This window comes from Proteiniphilum sp. (assembly GCF_040307845.1).
Lineage (GTDB): Bacteria > Bacteroidota > Bacteroidia > Bacteroidales > Dysgonomonadaceae > Proteiniphilum.
Map to the genome: position 1 here is coordinate 1 of NZ_JAWRIS010000020.1, position 17,305 is coordinate 17,305.

Genomic DNA, 17,305 nt, shown 5'->3' on the forward strand with positions numbered 1-17,305 from the left:
GCTTCCCTGGGTACACACGGCAATCAGCAATGTCAAACGGCTGCTACTGGACGTGCACCACAATAAACTCAAACCAGAATACCTGCAATACTACCTCAATGAATTCTGTTATAAGTTTAACCGGAGATTCTTCCCGGAGAAGCTTTTCGACAGGCTTGTCATTGCCGCTGTGTCGTACAGCCCCGATTTCAAATCAAAAATTTACAATAGGTCATATTGCGGATAATCATATAAAGTATTTTTCATAATTCACACGATTTTGACCTAAGACCTTCATAATGAATACCTAGGAAAAAGAATTTATCTATGTCGGTCTCCTCAAAAATCCAATGTCAACTGCTGTTCAACAAGACGGAAACTCTTCCGGTGATAAGGAGTGATTCCATACCGGGCTATCGCCTCCCGATGTACTTTGGTGGGATATCCCTTATTACGGTTCCAGCCGTATACGGGGTATGTTTCATGGAGTTGCTGCATATATTCATCGCGGTATGTTTTCGCAAGGATCGAAGCTGCGGCGATGGAGCAGTATTTAGCATCACCCTTGACTACGCAGGTATGGGTTATATTACTGAAAGGACGGAAGCGATTCCCATCCACCAAAATATGCTCAGGAGGTGTATGCAGACGGATTAATGCGCGATGCATCGCCTTTACGGAAGCCCAAAGGATATTCATCTCGTCGATCTCTTGCGGAGAACAACTTTCCACAGCAAAGCACAAAGCATTTTCTTCGATGATCGTCCGTAGTTCCTGCCGTTCTTTTTCCGAAAGTTGTTTGGAATCGTTCAGCTCATTGCAATGGAAATCTTCAGGCAAAATAACTGCAGCCGCAAAAACAGGTCCCGCCAGACAACCACGACCCGCTTCGTCACACCCGGCCTCCAAACGCCCGGCCTCCAAATAAGCCAACAAAGGATTACACTGTTTCATTCCTTTTTCCAACAATACCCCATTACTCCCTATCTATTTCTCCTGATTTTACATATAACCCCTATACTCTCCCAGTCCTTCAGTCCCCCGGCCCCCTCTCTCCCAGTCACTTAATCACTTTTCCACTTTTCCACTTAGGCACTCAACCACCTAATCACTTAGGCACTTTTCCACCTTTCTCACTTATCACCGCAACGGTATCACTATCCGGTTATCTTCCGGAGGAAAATCTAACGAGAACGACTCCGGATCAGCCTCACCCCCCATTAGCGCAGCAAAAAGGCGGATTGACTCCATCATCTCCGCATCGGGTTTCTCATCACCCTTCACATGCATAAGGTTCATTAACACAATCACGTCTGTAAGAGCACTGAGGGTTTCCTGCGACATGGGAATGCCTAAACTTGTCAATCGTCTCTCCGCTACCCGCCGGGTCATTCCATTCAGTTTATCCCGGTATACCGTTGCCAAATCGGGACTGCCGGGAATGGAACCTACAAAACGGGTATCAATTGAAAGCCCGGTGTCATTGAGTGTCATCAATCTGTAGGCAAAAGGATATTGTGCTAACGAAGCGGTCTCCACATCATAGATAACGTTCCCTGCGGAAGAGGTCCGCAGAGTGATATCATTGGCATGGAAATGTCCCGTAAACATCACTTTCAATCCGGCATCGGCGAGGAGATCGGCATTCTTTTCCCATTCATCGACCAGGTATTGAGGAAAGAAAGCTGCCTGGTAGGGCAAATGTTCCACCAGGCCATGATGCATCATTCCCAGCACGGTAATTCCTTTCTCTTTGGCTTCGCGGAGAATGTCTAGTGCCCAAACCATGGTCTCCGGAAGGATACGACCACTTGTAATAGAGGTCGTCGTATGTTCCTCATAACGATTGGTATCCATACAAAGAAGCCAGATAGAATCATTGATCTCAGCCAGATAACTCAGTGATGCCCCATCCCTTTTCATCGCATCCGAATATCCGAAGGAATCATACAATTCGGCAAATTTTTCTTTCGAAACGGTTTCTGCCGGAGTAACCTTGTCGCCCTGATAGGCTTTCGCATCCGGGATATTGATATCATGATTGCCTGGAATTACCAAAATACGTGTTCCCCCATTTTGTAATGGCCGGAGCTTCTCTATAAAACCAAGATGGCTTTGTTTCTCTCCGTGATTGGTAATATCACCCGTTATCAGCAACAAATCAGGCACATCCCTCTTCAAATCATCCAACACCACATCCAGTACTGCATGCAAGTCGGTTACATTTCTACCGGTCACCTGCTCATAAGCAGCAAGCGCTTCACCTTCGCCTGCCAGCTTTGCATCGAGAAAATGAATATCAGTGATGAGTGCGATCTTTACCTTACCGGGGACATCGGGAAAGGCGTATCCTGAAGAGACAACACTCAGAAGAAATATCAGGAGAAGAGTCTTCATTTTTAAACGGGAATGGCCTATTTACAATCGAGCTATAAAAAAACCGTCTTCTATTTTAACTTGAGACGGTTCCTAAACTATGAATTAAGCAAATTTTCGATCTCATCGATATCCGATCGGAACCCTTTGTCCACTTCATAGAAATCCTTTACCGTATTGCAGGCATGAAGTACGGTCGCATGATTACGATTCCCAACCTGGACACCTATCTGCGAAAGAGACAATTCTGTATGCTTCTTGATAAAATACATGGTCACCTGACGTGCCTGCACTATTTCACGTTTACGCGATGCAGACTGGATAAGTTCTTTTTTGACATGATAGAAATCCGAGACAATATCCTGTATTTTCTGTACGGTAATACGTTTCTTTTCAAATTTGATACTTTGCTCCACTACCCTCCGGGCCAGCACCAAGTCAATCTCCCGATTATTAATGATTGAATGTGCCATCAGTGAAACCACGATTCCTTCCAGGTCACGAACGTTCTCAGTAACGTTCTCGGCAATAAATTCGATTACGTTCTCCGGGATAGTAAGTCCGTCGGCGAGTACTTTATTTTGAAGGATCTTTTTGCGAAGCTCTTTATCAGGACGTTCCAGTTTGGTCGTAAGACCCCAGCGAAAACGGGTAAGCAGCCGTTCTTCCACACCCTGCATATCCATGGGAGGACAATCGGATGTCATGATCAGTTGCTTATTATTCTGATGCAAGTGATTAAATATATGGAAAAAAGTATTCTGCGTTTTTTCCAATCCCGACAGTTCCTGAATATCATCGATCAGAAGTATATCAATACTCTGGTAAAAGTTGATGAAGTCATTGATGGTGTTGAAACGGCGGGCATCGGTATATTGCACCTTAAATAAATGGGCGGAGAGATAAAGTACCTTTTTATCGGGATAGAGGTCTTTCACTTTCGAGCCGATGGCATGGCAGAGGTGCGTTTTTCCCACTCCCGAATTACCATATACAAATAATGGATTAAATGCTGTTTTTGCCGGATTCATGGCCACTGCCTCGGCAGCAGTCCGGGCAAGCCGGTTACTTTCCCCTTCAAAAAAATTGAGAAAGGTATATTTGGAATTAATCTGGGAATCGAACTCCGAAGTCTCTACCCTGTCAAAAGGACTGGGAACTTTCGCGGAAACCTTACCACCAGCATTTCTATCCGCACTCGCATAGGATTTGACTTCCCCCCTGAGTTCCACAGCTGTATTACTTTCAGTCTCTACCAGTATCCGGTAATTGAGGATGGTACCCTCTCCTATTTCCCGATAGAGTGTATGCTGAATAAGATCAAGATACTTATCTTCCAGATACTCATAAAAAAATTGGCTGGGAACCTGGACCGTAAATACATGATCTTGATACTTTAGCGGAACAATAGGTAGAAACCACGTATTGAACGCCGGTTCGGGAATATTATCCCGAATGACATTCAAACAATTATCCCATAAAAGTCGGCAATCTTTATTCATTGGTAAAAATGATCTTTTTTTTTTCGCAAACGGATTACAAATTTTCAAAAAAAAAACGAGATAAAAAAATAAACTTCAGACCGGCATTTTTCTTACCTAAAAAAAACGCTATTTATCAACAGAATAGAGCCAACTATTTACAATACAACAAATTAACAAATAACATTTTGCGAAACAAGTCTGATTGACAACCAGATAAAGAAACATTTTCCTCGAATATCAACGGCTAAAAATGTTACCATATTGTTACTTAACTTCGATCAACCAAAGAGTTCAACTCCTTTCTCCGGCAAGTCATTATTTAGAACGATTCTATTTAAGTTTTTAAAGGAGTATCAAATCAAAATCTCACCTTATTAAAAAAGCTTCACTCTTATAGTCAAATAACGATCCGGATTCTGGCGGATATCTTCCAATAATTTGGCTGCCGTGCCAAGAGTAATACTAAGGCTGTCATGCAACGTCGTATCGTTCAGCAGTAGTCCCAAAGAATTGTCATCACTATTGATTTTAGCCGTAAGCAGCTTCAGATTATTCACGGTCTCATCGATAGATGCAAACATGCCCGCCATGTCCATTTGGTTAAGTTCCCCACTGACCTCTTTCAGATCGGCAGAAACGGAAGTAAGATTACTACTGATCTCGGGGATATCCTTTTCAAGTGAGGCCATCATCCTGTTCAGGCTCTTACTTGAGTTATTAAGCTGTTCCACCGTACTTCCAATCCCTTTCACCGATTGCTCCCAGGCTGGGTTGGCTGCTATTTTGTTCAATGAATAGATGAGTGAGTCTACCCGCAACAGGATAGAGTCGGCCTTGGGCATCACATTGGCAACACCATCCATAAGCCCGAACTGCTTTCCTCCGGTTATGGTGTCTCCCAATTGAATAAAGTCCGCAGAAGATCCCATTACGAGATTCACAGTGGATGCTCCAAACATATCGACGTCATATTCAAGATAACTCTCTCTCGGGATTCTTACATCCTCCGACAAGTTAATCCCCACGGCAAAACGCATCGGATTATCGCTCACCATCTCTATCTTATTGATCAGTCCTATTTGATAACCTTTCACATAGACAGGTGACGAAATCAATAATTTCGAAACATCTTCAAACAAGGCGTAATACTGATTCTGTTTTTTGAGAACATTGATCCCCTTCAGGAAATTGATCCCGAAATAAATCATAACAAGGCTGGCAATAAAAGCCAGTCCAATAAGTGCATTTCTACTCAACTTGGATCCCATACATTGAAAATCTGTCTATTTCACGCGTTCACCGTTTTCAAATTCGATAATAAATGCGTCTTTGAAATTTTTCTTTACTTTTCTCAATAGCTGCCGGCTTTCTTCAGGATTGGTTGTGCGGCCATACGTATATTTATAGGTCTTCCCATCGGTATAATAATCGACAGGATTCAAACCTTTAAATACAGAAGCGCCATTTCCATATTTCCGGGGTGAGGTAAGAAATTGTATCCTGTATTCCCTTTCGCTTACAGAAGCCGATGCCGGTTGGCTTCCCTGGGATTGCGGGCGTTGTGTCCCTCCATTGGTAAACACATAGCTTTTTTTATCATATTCCCGCTTATATTCCTTGAACCCGTTATAGATACTTGCAGCAAGGGAAGCCTGCCCACTCTCGCTCTTCAGATACCTTTCCTCCTCCCTGTTACTGATATATCCCAGCTCCACCAGTACACTTGGCATGGCCACTTCCCTCAACACCAGAAATCCGGCCTGACGGACGTTCCTGTTGATTCTCTTTGAGTTGGAGACCAACTGGTTTTGCACCATCGTGGCAAAATAGACACTCCGGTCGAGAAACTCATTGGCCATGAATTCGAAGATAATATAAGACTCCGGCTCATTGGGATTAAATCCCTCATATTTCACCGAATAGTCCTCTTCATACATGATCACCGAGTTTTCTGCTTTCGCCACATCCAGATTATCTTTACTCCGGTGTAATCCCAGCACGAAAGTTTCCACTCCCTGCGGGGAGGTTCTCCTGCGGTCGAGCGCATTACAATGAAGCGATATAAAAAGATCGGCATGTCCCTTATTGGCGATCTCCGCCCGCTGGTTCAGTGCTACAAACCGATCATTATTCCGGGTATATATGACATTTACATCGGGATGATTGTTCTCGATGAGTTTTCCCAGTTTTAACCCTACCGAAAGTACGATATCTTTCTCTTTGGAATTCGATCCTACCGCACCGGGGTCCTTCCCCCCATGACCGGGATCAATTACAACAGTAAATTTTCTGTTTTGCGCGGACAATGTCCCGGCAGCAATAAAAAAAGCCGGAATCAGCATCCCAAAAAGAAAAAACAGCTGTTTCCTGTTTAACGCCATACAAATACTTTTTGCAAAAATAGATATAAATTTTGTATTGGAAACAGTTTCAGAGTGTGGACTGGATGAATTTACCCAACTTTGAAAGAATTTAACATGAAATAGGGCTTAGTTTTTCCCTCTTTTTATTTCGATCCCGGCCGATTCATTTACCGGGACTATGATGGTATCGCCCGGTTGTACCTCAAAATCTACGGGTTGCCTTACTGCAGTCGTAGATTGAACCTCGTTATCATCCTTTTTTTTCTTTTTTGAAAACAGCCTGAAAATCCAACTGTCGGCTATGGTCTCGGCAGCCCTGGTAACCTCAAAAACACCCTGGTCCACCCTTGTGATGGCTGTATCCACGCTCAATCCCAATTCCTTATCATGAAGCAATCGGGGCAAAACGCCTTCCCCGTGATTGAGGGCATACGTTGTCTGATGCAATTCGTCTATCACGGCATCAGCCTTCACCGATGCCGTCTCTATATTTGCCATGATCTCTGACAACCGGGTCGTAATGGCATCATCATTGATCAATTTGCCCAAGTCGCCCTGTCCGTCACTTACGCTCCTCGTTATGTCATTTACATCAGACATGGAGTTGTTTAATTTCCGGGTTGCGATGGCCAACTGCGTGGTTAAATCATTATTATTCAATAAACGGGCTATGTCTCCATCCCCCTCATTCATTTTATCAGTCATCAAATTAAGATTAGATACTGTCTGGGTAGCTTCTCTCAGCAGTGTCTGTGCCTGGGCTATCATACCCTGTATATCCAATCCTTCAGCCACCGCAAGATAGTCATTATCCTCAATCATGCCGGCATCGGGAGAACCGGAAGCGATCAACACGATCTTTCCTCCCATCAGGCCTTCCTGTCCAATCTCCACAGTGGAATTCTTATAGATATACTGTGTATAATCATCCCGGATTGACATCGTTACAACCACAGACGAATCGGAGATAATACGGATATTTTTCACCGTACCCACATTTATACCGGCAAACCGGACATTGTTACCTACCGAGAGCCCCCGTATATCCTTGAATGACGACAATATATCTTTCGTGGGGCTGAACAGGTTTCCTTTACTCCCTATCAAATATATTGCGACAACAAACAAGACCAGCGCTGCCATAACAAAAATGCCTAAGCGTAAAGCTTTTCTTTTATTATCTTTCATAACTATCCGTGATATATTATATGTGTAACTACTAAATAAAATAATCGCGTATCTCTTTGTCAGTGCTCGCACTGAGCTCATCATATGTACCCTCGACCACGAAAACGCCCTCTTTCATGATCTGAATGTTGTCCGTGGCTATTTTGGCGCATTTCATATCGTGGGTGATAATAATGGAGGCGGTACCATATTCTTCCTTCACCTTGATTATCAGCTCGCTGATCTCCCCTGATGTAACCGCGTCTAAACCGGTGGTGGGCTCGTCATAAAGGATGATCTCAGGCTTCAGGATAAGTGCCCGGGCAAGGGCTATCCTCTTTTTCATTCCACCCGACAATTCCCCCGGCATCTTATCTATCGCATCCAGCAGGCCCACGCTCCGCAAGGAATTTTCCACCAACTCCTCACTATCCTGCTCTTTATCCACGAACTGGGTCCTTCTTACAGGGAAGAGAAGATTCTCCCGCACGCTCATTGAGTCATACAAGGCGCCTCCCTGAAAAAGATAACCCACTTTTTTCCTTATCCCGGTCAACTCAGCATCGTCACATGCCAGCACATCCGTACCCAGCACATTAATCTCCCCCTTATCGGGCTCTATCAGCCTGACGATACATTTTGCAAGTACCGATTTACCGGTGCCCGACTTTCCCACAATACCCAAATTTTCGCCTTTGTGCAAGGTCAAGTCAATTCCCCGGAGAATATGCTTATCTCCAAACGATTTGTATAGTTGCTTTATGACGATTACTTCTTGCTTTTGCATATAAAATCAGAGAAGATTAGTGATTAAAACAAAAACCAGGTCTATCACGAAAATGGTCAATGACGCCGACACCACTGCCGAATTGGCCGCCTTTCCTACCGATTCCGTACCGATTCCGGCGTTATATCCCTTATAACAACCGATGAGTCCGATAAAGAAACCAAAAAAAACGGTCTTTATAGTGGCCGGCATCAAATCCCGGAAACCCAACATGGAAAAGGACCTGTCGAGAAAAAGAGTGGACGAGGTGTCTTCAAAAATGTTTACGGCCAGGAATGCGCCGATAAGACTAAAAGCATCGGCAAAAATAACGAGCACCGGCACAGTAATCATTGCCGCCATCACACGGGTAGTAACGACAAATCCCAGCGGGTTCGTTCCGGAAACTTCCATGGCATCTATCTGCTCGGTTACCCTCATGGCGGCAATCTCGGCTCCAATACCGGAACTCATTCTTCCGGCACAGATAAGCCCCGTTATCACGGGTCCCAGCTCCCGCACCATCGCCACAGAGATAGCACTCGGCAATAACGACTGCGCCCCGAAATCTGCCAGAACAGGATTCATCTGCATAGTCAAAACCAAACCCATGATAAAGCCCGTAACACTCACCAGTCCAAACGATTTATTCCCCAGTATAAAGCCTTGTTTTATCAACTCCATATACTCAAACGGGGGGCGGAAAAGTTGCTTTATCACATTTATCGTAAAGACAACCAACTCTCCCAGATCAATAAATAGTCCATTATAAGAATGTCGGATTTCTTCTGAGATACGGATACTTTTCAGGCTTAGTCGACTTAATGTATGTTTCTTCATATTGACAGTTTATTGAAACTTCTATTAGAACAAGAAAAAGAATACATTTGTTTTGCTAAAAAAAGAGCTTGTCCCTATTATGAAACAAACTCTCCTTTCCATCACTTCACGATGATGAAGTTCCGCGATAAGTGCTACGTTCTTGCCAATTACGGCATCAACTCGGCCAACTTATTATCCAATGCTTCTCCCCTAAGATTCTTTTCAATAATTGTACCTTCTTTATCAAGAAGTACAGTGTGGGGTATTCCTTGTATAGCGTATAGATCCACTACCTTACTGTTCCAATATTGCAGGTCGGACATCTGAGGCCAGGTCATATTCAAATCCTTGATTCCCTGCACCCAACGGTCATGTTCCTGATCGAGCGATACACCTACTACTTCAAATCCTTTTGCTTTATATTTCTCATAAGCTGTAACGACATTAGGCATTTCCTGACGACAGGGCCCGCACCAGGCAGCCCAGAAATCGACCAAGACATAATTCCCTTTACCGGCATAATCAGAAAGAGAAACATCATTGCCTTCAGTATCCTTCAAGGTGAAATCAACGAATTTCTCACCCACTGCCACCTTCTCGAGATTTTCAAGCCGCTTTATGATGCGCTGGATATTTTCACCGGATTTGAACTCTTCACTGGCAAGATCAAGAACTTCCTTCTGTTGATCTGCTTCAAACATGGAAGAAGAGCCCTGGAAAACAAATTCCCCCAGCTTATTTCCTATATTCTCTTTGATAAAATTAAAATTCAGATCGGTCAGTTGCTTACTGATATTTTCATAAGACTCCTGCAATTCCGCATCCCGCTCTTCGGTCATGGTACCTGCGGCATTTTCACTGTTGAATTGACCGATAACATCCCTGATTTCCTTTACCAGATCTTTTTGTTGCATTCTAAAAGTAGTGTAAGCATCATTCACTTTTGTGCCTTTCACTGTGACGATGGTATCGAAAGCCACTTCCAGTTTACCCGGTTCAACCAAAACAGGGATTCTGTTTTCCTGTTGCGGGTTTACAGATTCATCCAAAGCGATAAAACGAAGCAGCGGTGTGTCGCTCGTCCCTGAGAAAGAGAATGCACCGTTCTGAACAACAGCTGTATCGGTTGCTTCCATCGCATTATCGGTCATCTGCTGCAAATAAACGTTCGTTCCTTCATAAGCATCACCGGCTACCGTACCCGTGATAGTATATTTATTGCTGTTCTGGCATGACAAAAGTGTGCCGGCAATAATAAAAAGATAAATTAGTTTTCTCATCTTCTTCCTTTTTTATAATTAAATTACGACAAAGATATGTAAAATGGTTTGATGAAAAACGTTTTTTGCGTTTTTTTTCAACCTGTTGCAATAAAGATACTTTGGAAGCGTTCTATTCGTGTAAAAAGGAAAACAACCTGTTATGGATACACCAGAGAAAAAATCCGGCAAACCGGCGGCTATTACCGGTATGAAACCATCGGCATTATCGTTGGCGCTTATCTGTCAATTTTCCCAATGTGTCTATGTTGAAAAAGAACTATCCATACCACACAAGACGATGAATCTGAATTGATTGGGGAAAGGTGAAAAAGTGGAAAGGTGCCTGAGTGATTAAGTGCCTAAGTGATCAGATTGGGGAGGTGGAACTTGCAACGTGTACAGTTTCTCTCAGGAATTCCGGTATAGAACTTCCATGGTTCTTTCCTTCAAACAGGATAAAACGGGTACCGGGAACTTCTTTGGCGATCATCAAAGCCAGTTCACGTGGTGATATTCCTCCTTTTCGTTGCTCTTTCTTTTTCAGTATATCGGGTGATAAATTCTTTCTGGACGGATCTGATACAGGATTTTCTTCATATTCGCCCAAAGTAATGGTTACTGAATGGGGTATATGGGTAAAGAGCGGTCGCCGTTTGGGTACAACCATCCCCTGACCCCACCAGATAGAAGGACTGGCAGCCACATAATGCTGAAAACTTCGGGTGTGATTGAACATCACATACAAGGTAAAAAGACCTCCGTGGGAATGTCCGCACAATGTCTGGCGTGTAGTGTCGACAGTATAATGGGATTCTACAAAAGGTCTCACTTTATCCACGATAAACCTGTAAAAATCTTCGGCACCTCCTCCCTCGTCATTTTCCTTAATCGGGATCGTATAATCCCGGGTGCGCTCTTTAGGGTATGCCATATCCGAAGGATAACCGATACCTACAATTAACGGTGTATTTTCAGAAACTTTTTCTACCCCGTTGACCAGCATCGGGAACTGGCCATTACCATCCAGCATATATAACACCGGGCGGGACGCATCTCCACTATCAACAGGCTGGGCGATATAAAGACGGTATTCTCTCCCGTTGTATGCCAGGTCATGTTGTTCCAAATCAAATAACTGTTTTGCCGATTCTTTAATGGGGGTTATCACCTGGCTCGGTTGTCCCTGCATGGAATAAACGACAAAAAAAAGAGATAAGAAAAGAATTGATTTCATACCGGTTTCATCTGACACTATTCCCCCTGCTTTTAGTCAATAAGACGAAAGCAAGGGGAATAACATAAAGAAGACTTGTTTATGGAAGTTAGTTCTTCGAAGCGTTCAATTTACCGACAGCGACAGCCTGAACCACCTGCAACTCAAGCCCTTTGACAGCCTTGGCTGTTTGTGGGTTTATACTATACACAGCAGGATAATTACCGTCGGTAGTAGTTACCCCGATATAGGCAATGCCATTCTCCACATAGGGCATACCGGCAAATCCTTGAATCTTGTCGGGATCGGGCAATCCGGTCACATACGTCAGTTTCCCGGTTTCCCCTTTAAAGACAGCCAGACGCGATGCCGGTGTATTCGTAGAATCAAAATCGTCATCATACGGTTCATCATACATCACCAACAGGAAATAATCTCCGCCAATATGCCAGCTCTGCAGGAATGGGTTACCATTGGTTTGCTCTTCGAGATTGTAATAGTAATCGCTGTCAAATTCTTCCGTTCCCGCTTTAATACGGACAACACCCGCAGGCAATTTAGTCTTCTGTGCATCTTCATCCATTGTCTTGGCATAACTGGGAGAAAAAACATACACATCTCCGTTATCAGCGGCCCATATCATCTGGTAATACTGTGAGCGATGGCGTCCGGTAGCATAACTGATCTTATCGGTCTTGATCAGTTTCGGGTTTTTAAGATTTTGATCATTGTAAATAGCCACCCACGCTTCATCGGGATATTGAGTCCACTGCAACTCTCCTTTTTTATATGCACTGCTGGCTTGCCCACCATCCTCGGTTTTCACCAGTTCAGGATATTTCACATACTTACCCCCTTCTGCTTTCACACCATATTGGCTCAATCCCATGGGGATGGGAGCGGAGTAAATTTTATTGTTGGCTTCAAGAATACCTGCCAATGTTACAAACTCACCGTTATCCAGGTAGTTCTCGGACAGCACTACCTCCTGATTCGAGTTGTAAGTCTCTTTCTCGACATCAAGATACGAGAACTGGAATCCTTTGGGCAGATAACCGTTCGCATCGGCAAGATTAGCTCCTAAATCGTTGGTAGAAGAGGTGATGACATAATCTTTGTATGTTCCGTAAGAAGTAAACCGCTTTATCTCGTAGGTATTATTGCGCTCTTCTATATTTCCCTGTGTATTGAGAACATAGGAGGTGCTGACACCTGCGTTACCCTGATTATAGACAAGACGGAACAAATATTTATCTTTGGAAAATACCCAATAAGTGCCGGTTTCTGTTTCATAAGGATCACCAACCTTGGTGCTAATCGAACCTTTATCCAATGCATCGGGGGTCAAGAGGTAATTGGCCACAGTAGTAGTTCCATCCAGTGCGGCGACAACATAGCTCTCCGACACTTCATCCCCATTTCCTCCATTATTCGGATCCGGAGTATCGCTATCGCAGGAAAAGAAAGCCAATCCTGCTATCAATAATGCTGAGATCAAATACAATTTAGAACGTTTCATTTTATTTTAGTTTTAATTAATGATTAATGAATTAATTGTTCACTTATTTTTTCACAGGGAAACCCTCAGTTTACCATAGAATGCCCTGCCCGCCTTCTGCAAGCTAAAGTTGTCGTATAACTTTTCGTCGGTAATGTTTTGACATTCGAATGAGATATTGTAACGTCCCTCTTTCAGGGAGTAGGAAATACTCACATTATGGGAGAACTGGGTAGGCACAACCAATTTACTTTCACTACCGCCCAGCGCCTCCGAATAGAGAGGAAAACGCTTCACATAGAAATTATCATAAATGAGAGTCAACACATTTCCTTTGGCACCCAGATTATGCTTGTAAAAAGTAATGTCCGAATTGGCAAAGAGGTAAGGTACATTTGGCATACGGGCCTTATATGTATTACTGGGCGAACCGGTAATGGTGGTCGCCACATTATCGCGGGTATTGATTTCGGTGAAGTTCCCTCCCACGCTCAACAGGTTTGAAAAGTTGTATCGTGCAGTAAGGGTGTATCCTTTCGTAAGCACTTTACCATGGTTGACATAGGCTGCTCCAAAGCGTCCTCCACCTACTCCGGTTATATTACGTTGGATATAATCTTTTATATCACGGTAAATCAATCCTCCCTCCAGATAAACAGCATGCTTGCCGAACGACTCATCAAAGCTCATATTGAAGTTGACGTTATGACTGTTCTCCGGCTTAATTGCGATATCTCCGGTTTCCAGATCCTCATCGCCAAACATCTCATTATTAGTCGGCAGGCGGTACACCTTCTCATAAGACAACTTAGCCTGCAGGTTATCGAGGAGGAAATAAGTTCCCGCTGCGCCGTAACCAGTAGTACTAATATTTTTTGTAACCCTCACCGCTTCATTCGTCGAGGAAGAGGCAGCCACCGGGCCTGCCACGTGCTGGTTGTAATACTTACCGAACAACGAAGCGTTCCACCTCTCGTTGGGCATAAACTGGTAAGAGAGGCCGCTGACATTCTTCCGTGTCTCCTTGGGTATAGGATCCGAGGAGGAACCGGGTATCAGCAATGACCGGTTGGAACGGCGGAATGAATTAATAATGTGGTTGAATGTGAACGAATGGATATCATTCAACCGGTAACGCGCAGAAATCGTTCCGTTCCAGTTATTGTTATCCGACCGCAGGTGCATGTATGACTGCTCCCCCGGGGTCCCTGTCCGTGGTCGCTTTTCCCCCCGCCAGTTAAATTCATAGGTGGCAGTATCCACATTTTGGGTGGTGTTCTTATTGTAATTGCCAGTGAGCGTCACGTCCAACCCTTTGATAAAGATGTCTCTCTTGCGATATTCCAATGACGGCATCAGGGAATGCCCTTTGCGGTATTTACCGCCAAACACGATCTCCTGCCTCACACCGGTTTGTATGTCGCTATATACCTGTGAGTAAGTCAATCCAAAGATCAAACGGTCAGCCCATGGTTTATTGACCAGACCGACCTTTCCGGATATGGCTTCGTTGTGATAAGTATCATGAAAGCGCTTTACCCGTTCAATTTTTGACCGGTCGGTACTACTACCGCCATCCGGCAAAAACTCTTTGACAGGTGTATCCACCCAGTAATTATTGTCGGAATAGTTCTGGAACGCATTCACTTCGTACGTCAACCCATTGTCAAACGTCTGCCCAAAATTGAAATATGATTTGTGGGTGTTATAAGAACCATACGAGTAGGAGGCATCAAGGTGCCATTTCTTATTGAAACCCTTCTTGGTCACAATATTGATTACACCCCCAATGGCATCAGTCCCGAACTCCACCGGCACCACTCCCTTGTATACCTCTATACGCTCGGCATAATTTATCGGGATATTGTTCAATCCGAACGACTGCCCTACTCCTTCCTGGGGAACTCCATCGATAAACACTTTCACATGTTTGCCACTGAAGCCATCCAGCATCACCTGCATGTCAGAACCCACGCCACCAGTCTCCCGGATACGCACACCCGACACCTTGTTCAACATGCCCGACAAATTGGCCGTCAAGTTATGCTGTACCGTGGCATCCAACGCTACTGCATTGTACGCCGACTCATTGATACGTTGTACAGAGGATTTGGCTTCAACCACCACCTCCTGCAACGCATATCGCTTCTCTTCCAACGTCACAGGAATAGTCATTTTCTCACCCGGCTTCAGGGTAATGGGTTGTTCATAAGTTTCATACCCCATCATTTGTACACAAAACGTATAACTCCCCGGTGCAACCTGCAAAAGGAAATGACCCTTAAGATCCGTTTGTGTCCCTTGTTGTGTTTCTTTTATATAGACGGTAGCAAATTCTACCGGAGCACCTTTACTATCTTTTACGCTTCCCCGAATAACGGTTTGGCGGTCCTGCTGTGAAAATAAAGATTGAACAAAGAAAATAAAAACGATTATCCCGATCAGCCTTACATAAAGACCTCTTAATTGATTCATTTTTTATATTAATGAGATTACCTAAAATTACGGTACAAAGATACTGGCAATAATGATAGGCGTCAATTGCAAGAAATAGGTATTTTTCAAGCTGAAAAGAGCCATATATACCCACAAATAGTAGAATTTGCAGATATAGCAATAGCCAACATCCTCTATTATTATCACAGGGGATGATTTAAGTGTTATGACAAATAAGTGAAGGGATTTCTATTCAGGCACGTAAATTATTTCACCATTTTCCAGTTCATAAGCTACCCCTACCCGACGACCTTTAGAGCCTGTAGATTGCTCATCGGAAGGAGTATATTTACTGATTTTATTTCCTTCTTTAGTGATGATCTCCATATTATCCTTTCCGGGATTCTTTACGATAGTATAATCTTCCTGCGTAAAAACTTCCGTCATATTCATGTGCATCACCATGGCGACCATCAGTGCGACGGCAAATACCATCGCCACATCAAACAGGTTCACGATAACGCTTAGCGGGTCGGTATCCTCTTCTCCCGAAAATTTGCTGATTCTTCGTCTTCTACTCATGATGTCATCTGTTTTTTTCGGTTAAAATCCGGGAAACGTAGTCGAGGTTGTTCACATCTTTTGCATACCACCGCTGTTTGGTCTGCAATGTAACCAACCCTATGGCAGACACTACCAACCCCACAACTGTAGTGGCAAAAACTACCTGCATGTTGTACGCCATACCGGAAATATCCCCGGTGGAGAGTCCCACCAAGGCCGGGCTCATGGCGATAAGCGTCCCGATCAAACCGAGTACCGGTCCCATTTTGGCAAGCATTTTTGAGAGGGCAAGGTCCTTATCGGCTTCATTCTCGAAGTTGGAAATCAGAAAATCAGAATATGCCTCGCTGGGTGTGGTAGTCAACAAGTCGCGCAGGTATTTAATAAAAAGCGAGTTATCGTTTTTAGGCATGACGGCCCTCAATTCGTCCATACTCAAATTCGATAATTCTTTGATTCTGTTTCCTATTGCCTTGTCATTTTTCCGTTTGGTCATGAACTGGTCGTAAAAACTGCCGATCAGCAGCAGCGAGCGCCCAAACAGAAACAGCAGAATAATAATATCGGGTATCAACAGGCTGTTAGCTACCCAGAATAGCGTTTTTGAAATAACTTCCATTATTTGATTTTTTTAATTCCTCTAAATCCCTTCCTAAATTTCCATTTATATCTGTTCCAGAGATACCCTATTGCAAATAATAATACAAACAGAACAATGGAATAGAAAACTGCCTTTATATTCAACGGCTCCTTCACCGCCGCATAAGTCACATTCCCGTTTACGGTGGTCAATAATCCTAATACAGCCACAAAAAGGCTTACAAGGAAGTGCACTTCTAACCGTAATTCCTTCTCAGGCAACAGAAATTTAATACCGTAAGAAGCAGTGGGGATAATAACAAGGGTAATACCGGCAATCGCATATGCTATAGTATTGAAATCGATCCCGGAAAGACTGAAGATAGTCTGTGTCAGTATATAAAACAGCGCCGGAAACAACAAAAGACTGGGATACCAGTACAATAACCGCACCCAGTGCTTTTTTTTCTTACCAAACATATCCATCAAAGCGGCAAAACAAAAGGCGAGGCAGATGGCCGATTCAACCGTGATAAGCACTGCCATGTCCTGCAATGCGTGGCGGTTCGAGAGATAATCGTGCAACTGTGTTTTGGATTGGACAATGGCATATTGTTGCGCCCAGACCACGAAAGCCGCACAGATTACCCCAAAAATTACCGTCTGCCACCATTCCCAGAAACTAAGTTTCAGGATGCCGTTGATGATGATAAACAGGATCAATACCTGGATGATGATTTCCATAATTCAATGTGACTAATGTGACTAATGTGCCAATGAGAATAATTGGGAAACG

At 43.8% G+C, this 17,305-nt stretch carries 17 protein-coding genes; 2 read left to right on the plus strand and 15 right to left on the minus strand.

All coding sequences use genetic code 11. From position 1 onward, the window contains the following. Positions 1 to 226: transposase (locus tag ABV001_RS04660; protein ID WP_352421729.1), on the plus strand; the 226-nt coding region annotated here is incomplete at its 5' end. Positions 227 to 318: 92 nt separating this feature from the next. Here the strand turns inward: ABV001_RS04660 and rnhB are convergent. The 9 genes from rnhB to ABV001_RS04705 form a co-directional block, all read right to left on the minus strand. Continuing rightward, positions 319 to 933: a ribonuclease HII gene (rnhB, locus tag ABV001_RS04665; protein ID WP_352421730.1), complete on the minus strand. Its 615-nt coding sequence runs from the start codon at positions 931 to 933 to the stop codon at positions 319 to 321. Positions 934 to 1,119: 186 nt separating this feature from the next. Next, positions 1,120 to 2,376: a metallophosphoesterase family protein gene (locus tag ABV001_RS04670; RefSeq protein WP_352421731.1), complete on the minus strand. Its 1,257-nt coding sequence runs from the start codon at positions 2,374 to 2,376 to the stop codon at positions 1,120 to 1,122. Positions 2,377 to 2,453: 77 nt separating this feature from the next. Continuing rightward, positions 2,454 to 3,857 (minus strand): chromosomal replication initiator protein DnaA, encoded by a 1,404-nt coding sequence (gene dnaA, locus ABV001_RS04675; RefSeq protein ID WP_352421732.1) that lies wholly within the window; start codon positions 3,855 to 3,857, stop codon positions 2,454 to 2,456. Positions 3,858 to 4,213: 356 nt separating this feature from the next. Continuing rightward, entirely contained in the window at positions 4,214 to 5,107 is an 894-nt protein-coding gene (locus ABV001_RS04680) for an MlaD family protein (RefSeq protein ID WP_352421733.1), read from the minus strand. A 15-nt stretch (positions 5,108 to 5,122) separates the two neighbouring features. After that, on the minus strand, positions 5,123 to 6,220 hold the full coding sequence (locus ABV001_RS04685; protein WP_352421734.1) for an N-acetylmuramoyl-L-alanine amidase family protein: 1,098 nt from the start codon (positions 6,218 to 6,220) through the stop codon (positions 5,123 to 5,125). 108 nt (positions 6,221 to 6,328) lie between these two features. Next, positions 6,329 to 7,390 carry an MlaD family protein gene (locus tag ABV001_RS04690; protein ID WP_352421735.1) on the minus strand — a complete coding sequence of 354 codons (1,062 nt, stop codon included), beginning with the start codon at positions 7,388 to 7,390 and terminating at the stop codon, positions 6,329 to 6,331. Positions 7,391 to 7,421: 31 nt separating this feature from the next. After that, complete coding sequence (locus ABV001_RS04695) at positions 7,422 to 8,156, minus strand: ABC transporter ATP-binding protein (protein ID WP_352421736.1); 735 nt, start codon at positions 8,154 to 8,156, stop codon at positions 7,422 to 7,424. A gap of 6 nt (positions 8,157 to 8,162) precedes the next feature. After that, positions 8,163 to 8,975: an MlaE family ABC transporter permease gene (locus ABV001_RS04700; RefSeq protein WP_352421737.1), complete on the minus strand. Its 813-nt coding sequence runs from the start codon at positions 8,973 to 8,975 to the stop codon at positions 8,163 to 8,165. Positions 8,976 to 9,124: 149 nt separating this feature from the next. Continuing rightward, positions 9,125 to 10,237 carry a redoxin domain-containing protein gene (locus ABV001_RS04705; RefSeq protein WP_352421738.1) on the minus strand — a complete coding sequence of 371 codons (1,113 nt, stop codon included), beginning with the start codon at positions 10,235 to 10,237 and terminating at the stop codon, positions 9,125 to 9,127. Positions 10,238 to 10,379: 142 nt separating this feature from the next. Here ABV001_RS04705 and ABV001_RS04710 point away from each other — a divergent pair, with 142 nt between their 5' ends. Then, a complete protein-coding gene (locus ABV001_RS04710; protein ID WP_352421739.1) occupies positions 10,380 to 10,532 on the plus strand; it encodes a hypothetical protein in 153 nt (50 codons plus the stop codon). 54 nt (positions 10,533 to 10,586) lie between these two features. Here the strand turns inward: ABV001_RS04710 and ABV001_RS04715 are convergent, their stop codons facing one another. From ABV001_RS04715 to hmuT, 6 genes are all read right to left on the minus strand, one after another. Continuing rightward, positions 10,587 to 11,453 (minus strand): alpha/beta hydrolase, encoded by an 867-nt coding sequence (locus ABV001_RS04715; protein WP_352421740.1) that lies wholly within the window; start codon positions 11,451 to 11,453, stop codon positions 10,587 to 10,589. An 88-nt stretch (positions 11,454 to 11,541) separates the two neighbouring features. After that, on the minus strand, positions 11,542 to 12,951 hold the full coding sequence (locus ABV001_RS04720; RefSeq protein WP_352421741.1) for a DUF4374 domain-containing protein: 1,410 nt from the start codon (positions 12,949 to 12,951) through the stop codon (positions 11,542 to 11,544). Positions 12,952 to 13,002: 51 nt separating this feature from the next. After that, a complete protein-coding gene (locus ABV001_RS04725; protein ID WP_352421742.1) occupies positions 13,003 to 15,405 on the minus strand; it encodes a TonB-dependent receptor in 2,403 nt (800 codons plus the stop codon). A gap of 210 nt (positions 15,406 to 15,615) precedes the next feature. Further along, positions 15,616 to 15,948, minus strand: coding sequence for a DUF2149 domain-containing protein (locus tag ABV001_RS04730; RefSeq protein WP_352421743.1), 333 nt, complete (start codon positions 15,946 to 15,948; stop codon positions 15,616 to 15,618). A gap of 4 nt (positions 15,949 to 15,952) precedes the next feature. Then, the gene (locus tag ABV001_RS04735) at positions 15,953 to 16,549 is read right to left on the minus strand and encodes a MotA/TolQ/ExbB proton channel family protein (protein ID WP_352421744.1); all 597 of its coding nucleotides are present in this window, start codon (positions 16,547 to 16,549) and stop codon (positions 15,953 to 15,955) included. Continuing rightward, positions 16,549 to 17,253 (minus strand): HmuT family protein, encoded by a 705-nt coding sequence (gene hmuT, locus ABV001_RS04740; protein ID WP_352421745.1) that lies wholly within the window; start codon positions 17,251 to 17,253, stop codon positions 16,549 to 16,551. Before hmuT ends, ABV001_RS04735 begins: the two co-directional genes overlap by 1 nt. Positions 17,254 to 17,305 lie beyond the last annotated feature (52 nt).

Bases quoted from the DNA above. Each gene is read 5' to 3' on its own strand.
- rnhB (WP_352421730.1), bottom strand. From the start codon at position 933: ATGAAACAGTGTAATCCTTTGTTGGCTTATTTGGAGGCCGGGCGTTTG.
- ABV001_RS04670 (WP_352421731.1), bottom strand. From the start codon at position 2,376: ATGAAGACTCTTCTCCTGATATTTCTTCTGAGTGTTGTCTCTTCAGGA.
- dnaA (WP_352421732.1), bottom strand. From the start codon at position 3,857: ATGAATAAAGATTGCCGACTTTTATGGGATAATTGTTTGAATGTCATT.
- ABV001_RS04680 (WP_352421733.1), bottom strand. From the start codon at position 5,107: ATGGGATCCAAGTTGAGTAGAAATGCACTTATTGGACTGGCTTTTATT.
- ABV001_RS04685 (WP_352421734.1), bottom strand. From the start codon at position 6,220: ATGGCGTTAAACAGGAAACAGCTGTTTTTTCTTTTTGGGATGCTGATT.
- ABV001_RS04690 (WP_352421735.1), bottom strand. From the start codon at position 7,390: ATGAAAGATAATAAAAGAAAAGCTTTACGCTTAGGCATTTTTGTTATG.
- ABV001_RS04695 (WP_352421736.1), bottom strand. From the start codon at position 8,156: ATGCAAAAGCAAGAAGTAATCGTCATAAAGCAACTATACAAATCGTTT.
- ABV001_RS04700 (WP_352421737.1), bottom strand. From the start codon at position 8,975: ATGAAGAAACATACATTAAGTCGACTAAGCCTGAAAAGTATCCGTATC.
- ABV001_RS04705 (WP_352421738.1), bottom strand. From the start codon at position 10,237: ATGAGAAAACTAATTTATCTTTTTATTATTGCCGGCACACTTTTGTCA.
- ABV001_RS04710 (WP_352421739.1), top strand. From the start codon at position 10,380: ATGGATACACCAGAGAAAAAATCCGGCAAACCGGCGGCTATTACCGGT.
- ABV001_RS04715 (WP_352421740.1), bottom strand. From the start codon at position 11,453: ATGAAATCAATTCTTTTCTTATCTCTTTTTTTTGTCGTTTATTCCATG.
- ABV001_RS04720 (WP_352421741.1), bottom strand. From the start codon at position 12,951: ATGAAACGTTCTAAATTGTATTTGATCTCAGCATTATTGATAGCAGGA.
- ABV001_RS04725 (WP_352421742.1), bottom strand. From the start codon at position 15,405: ATGAATCAATTAAGAGGTCTTTATGTAAGGCTGATCGGGATAATCGTT.
- ABV001_RS04730 (WP_352421743.1), bottom strand. From the start codon at position 15,948: ATGAGTAGAAGACGAAGAATCAGCAAATTTTCGGGAGAAGAGGATACC.
- ABV001_RS04735 (WP_352421744.1), bottom strand. From the start codon at position 16,549: ATGGAAGTTATTTCAAAAACGCTATTCTGGGTAGCTAACAGCCTGTTG.
- hmuT (WP_352421745.1), bottom strand. From the start codon at position 17,253: ATGGAAATCATCATCCAGGTATTGATCCTGTTTATCATCATCAACGGC.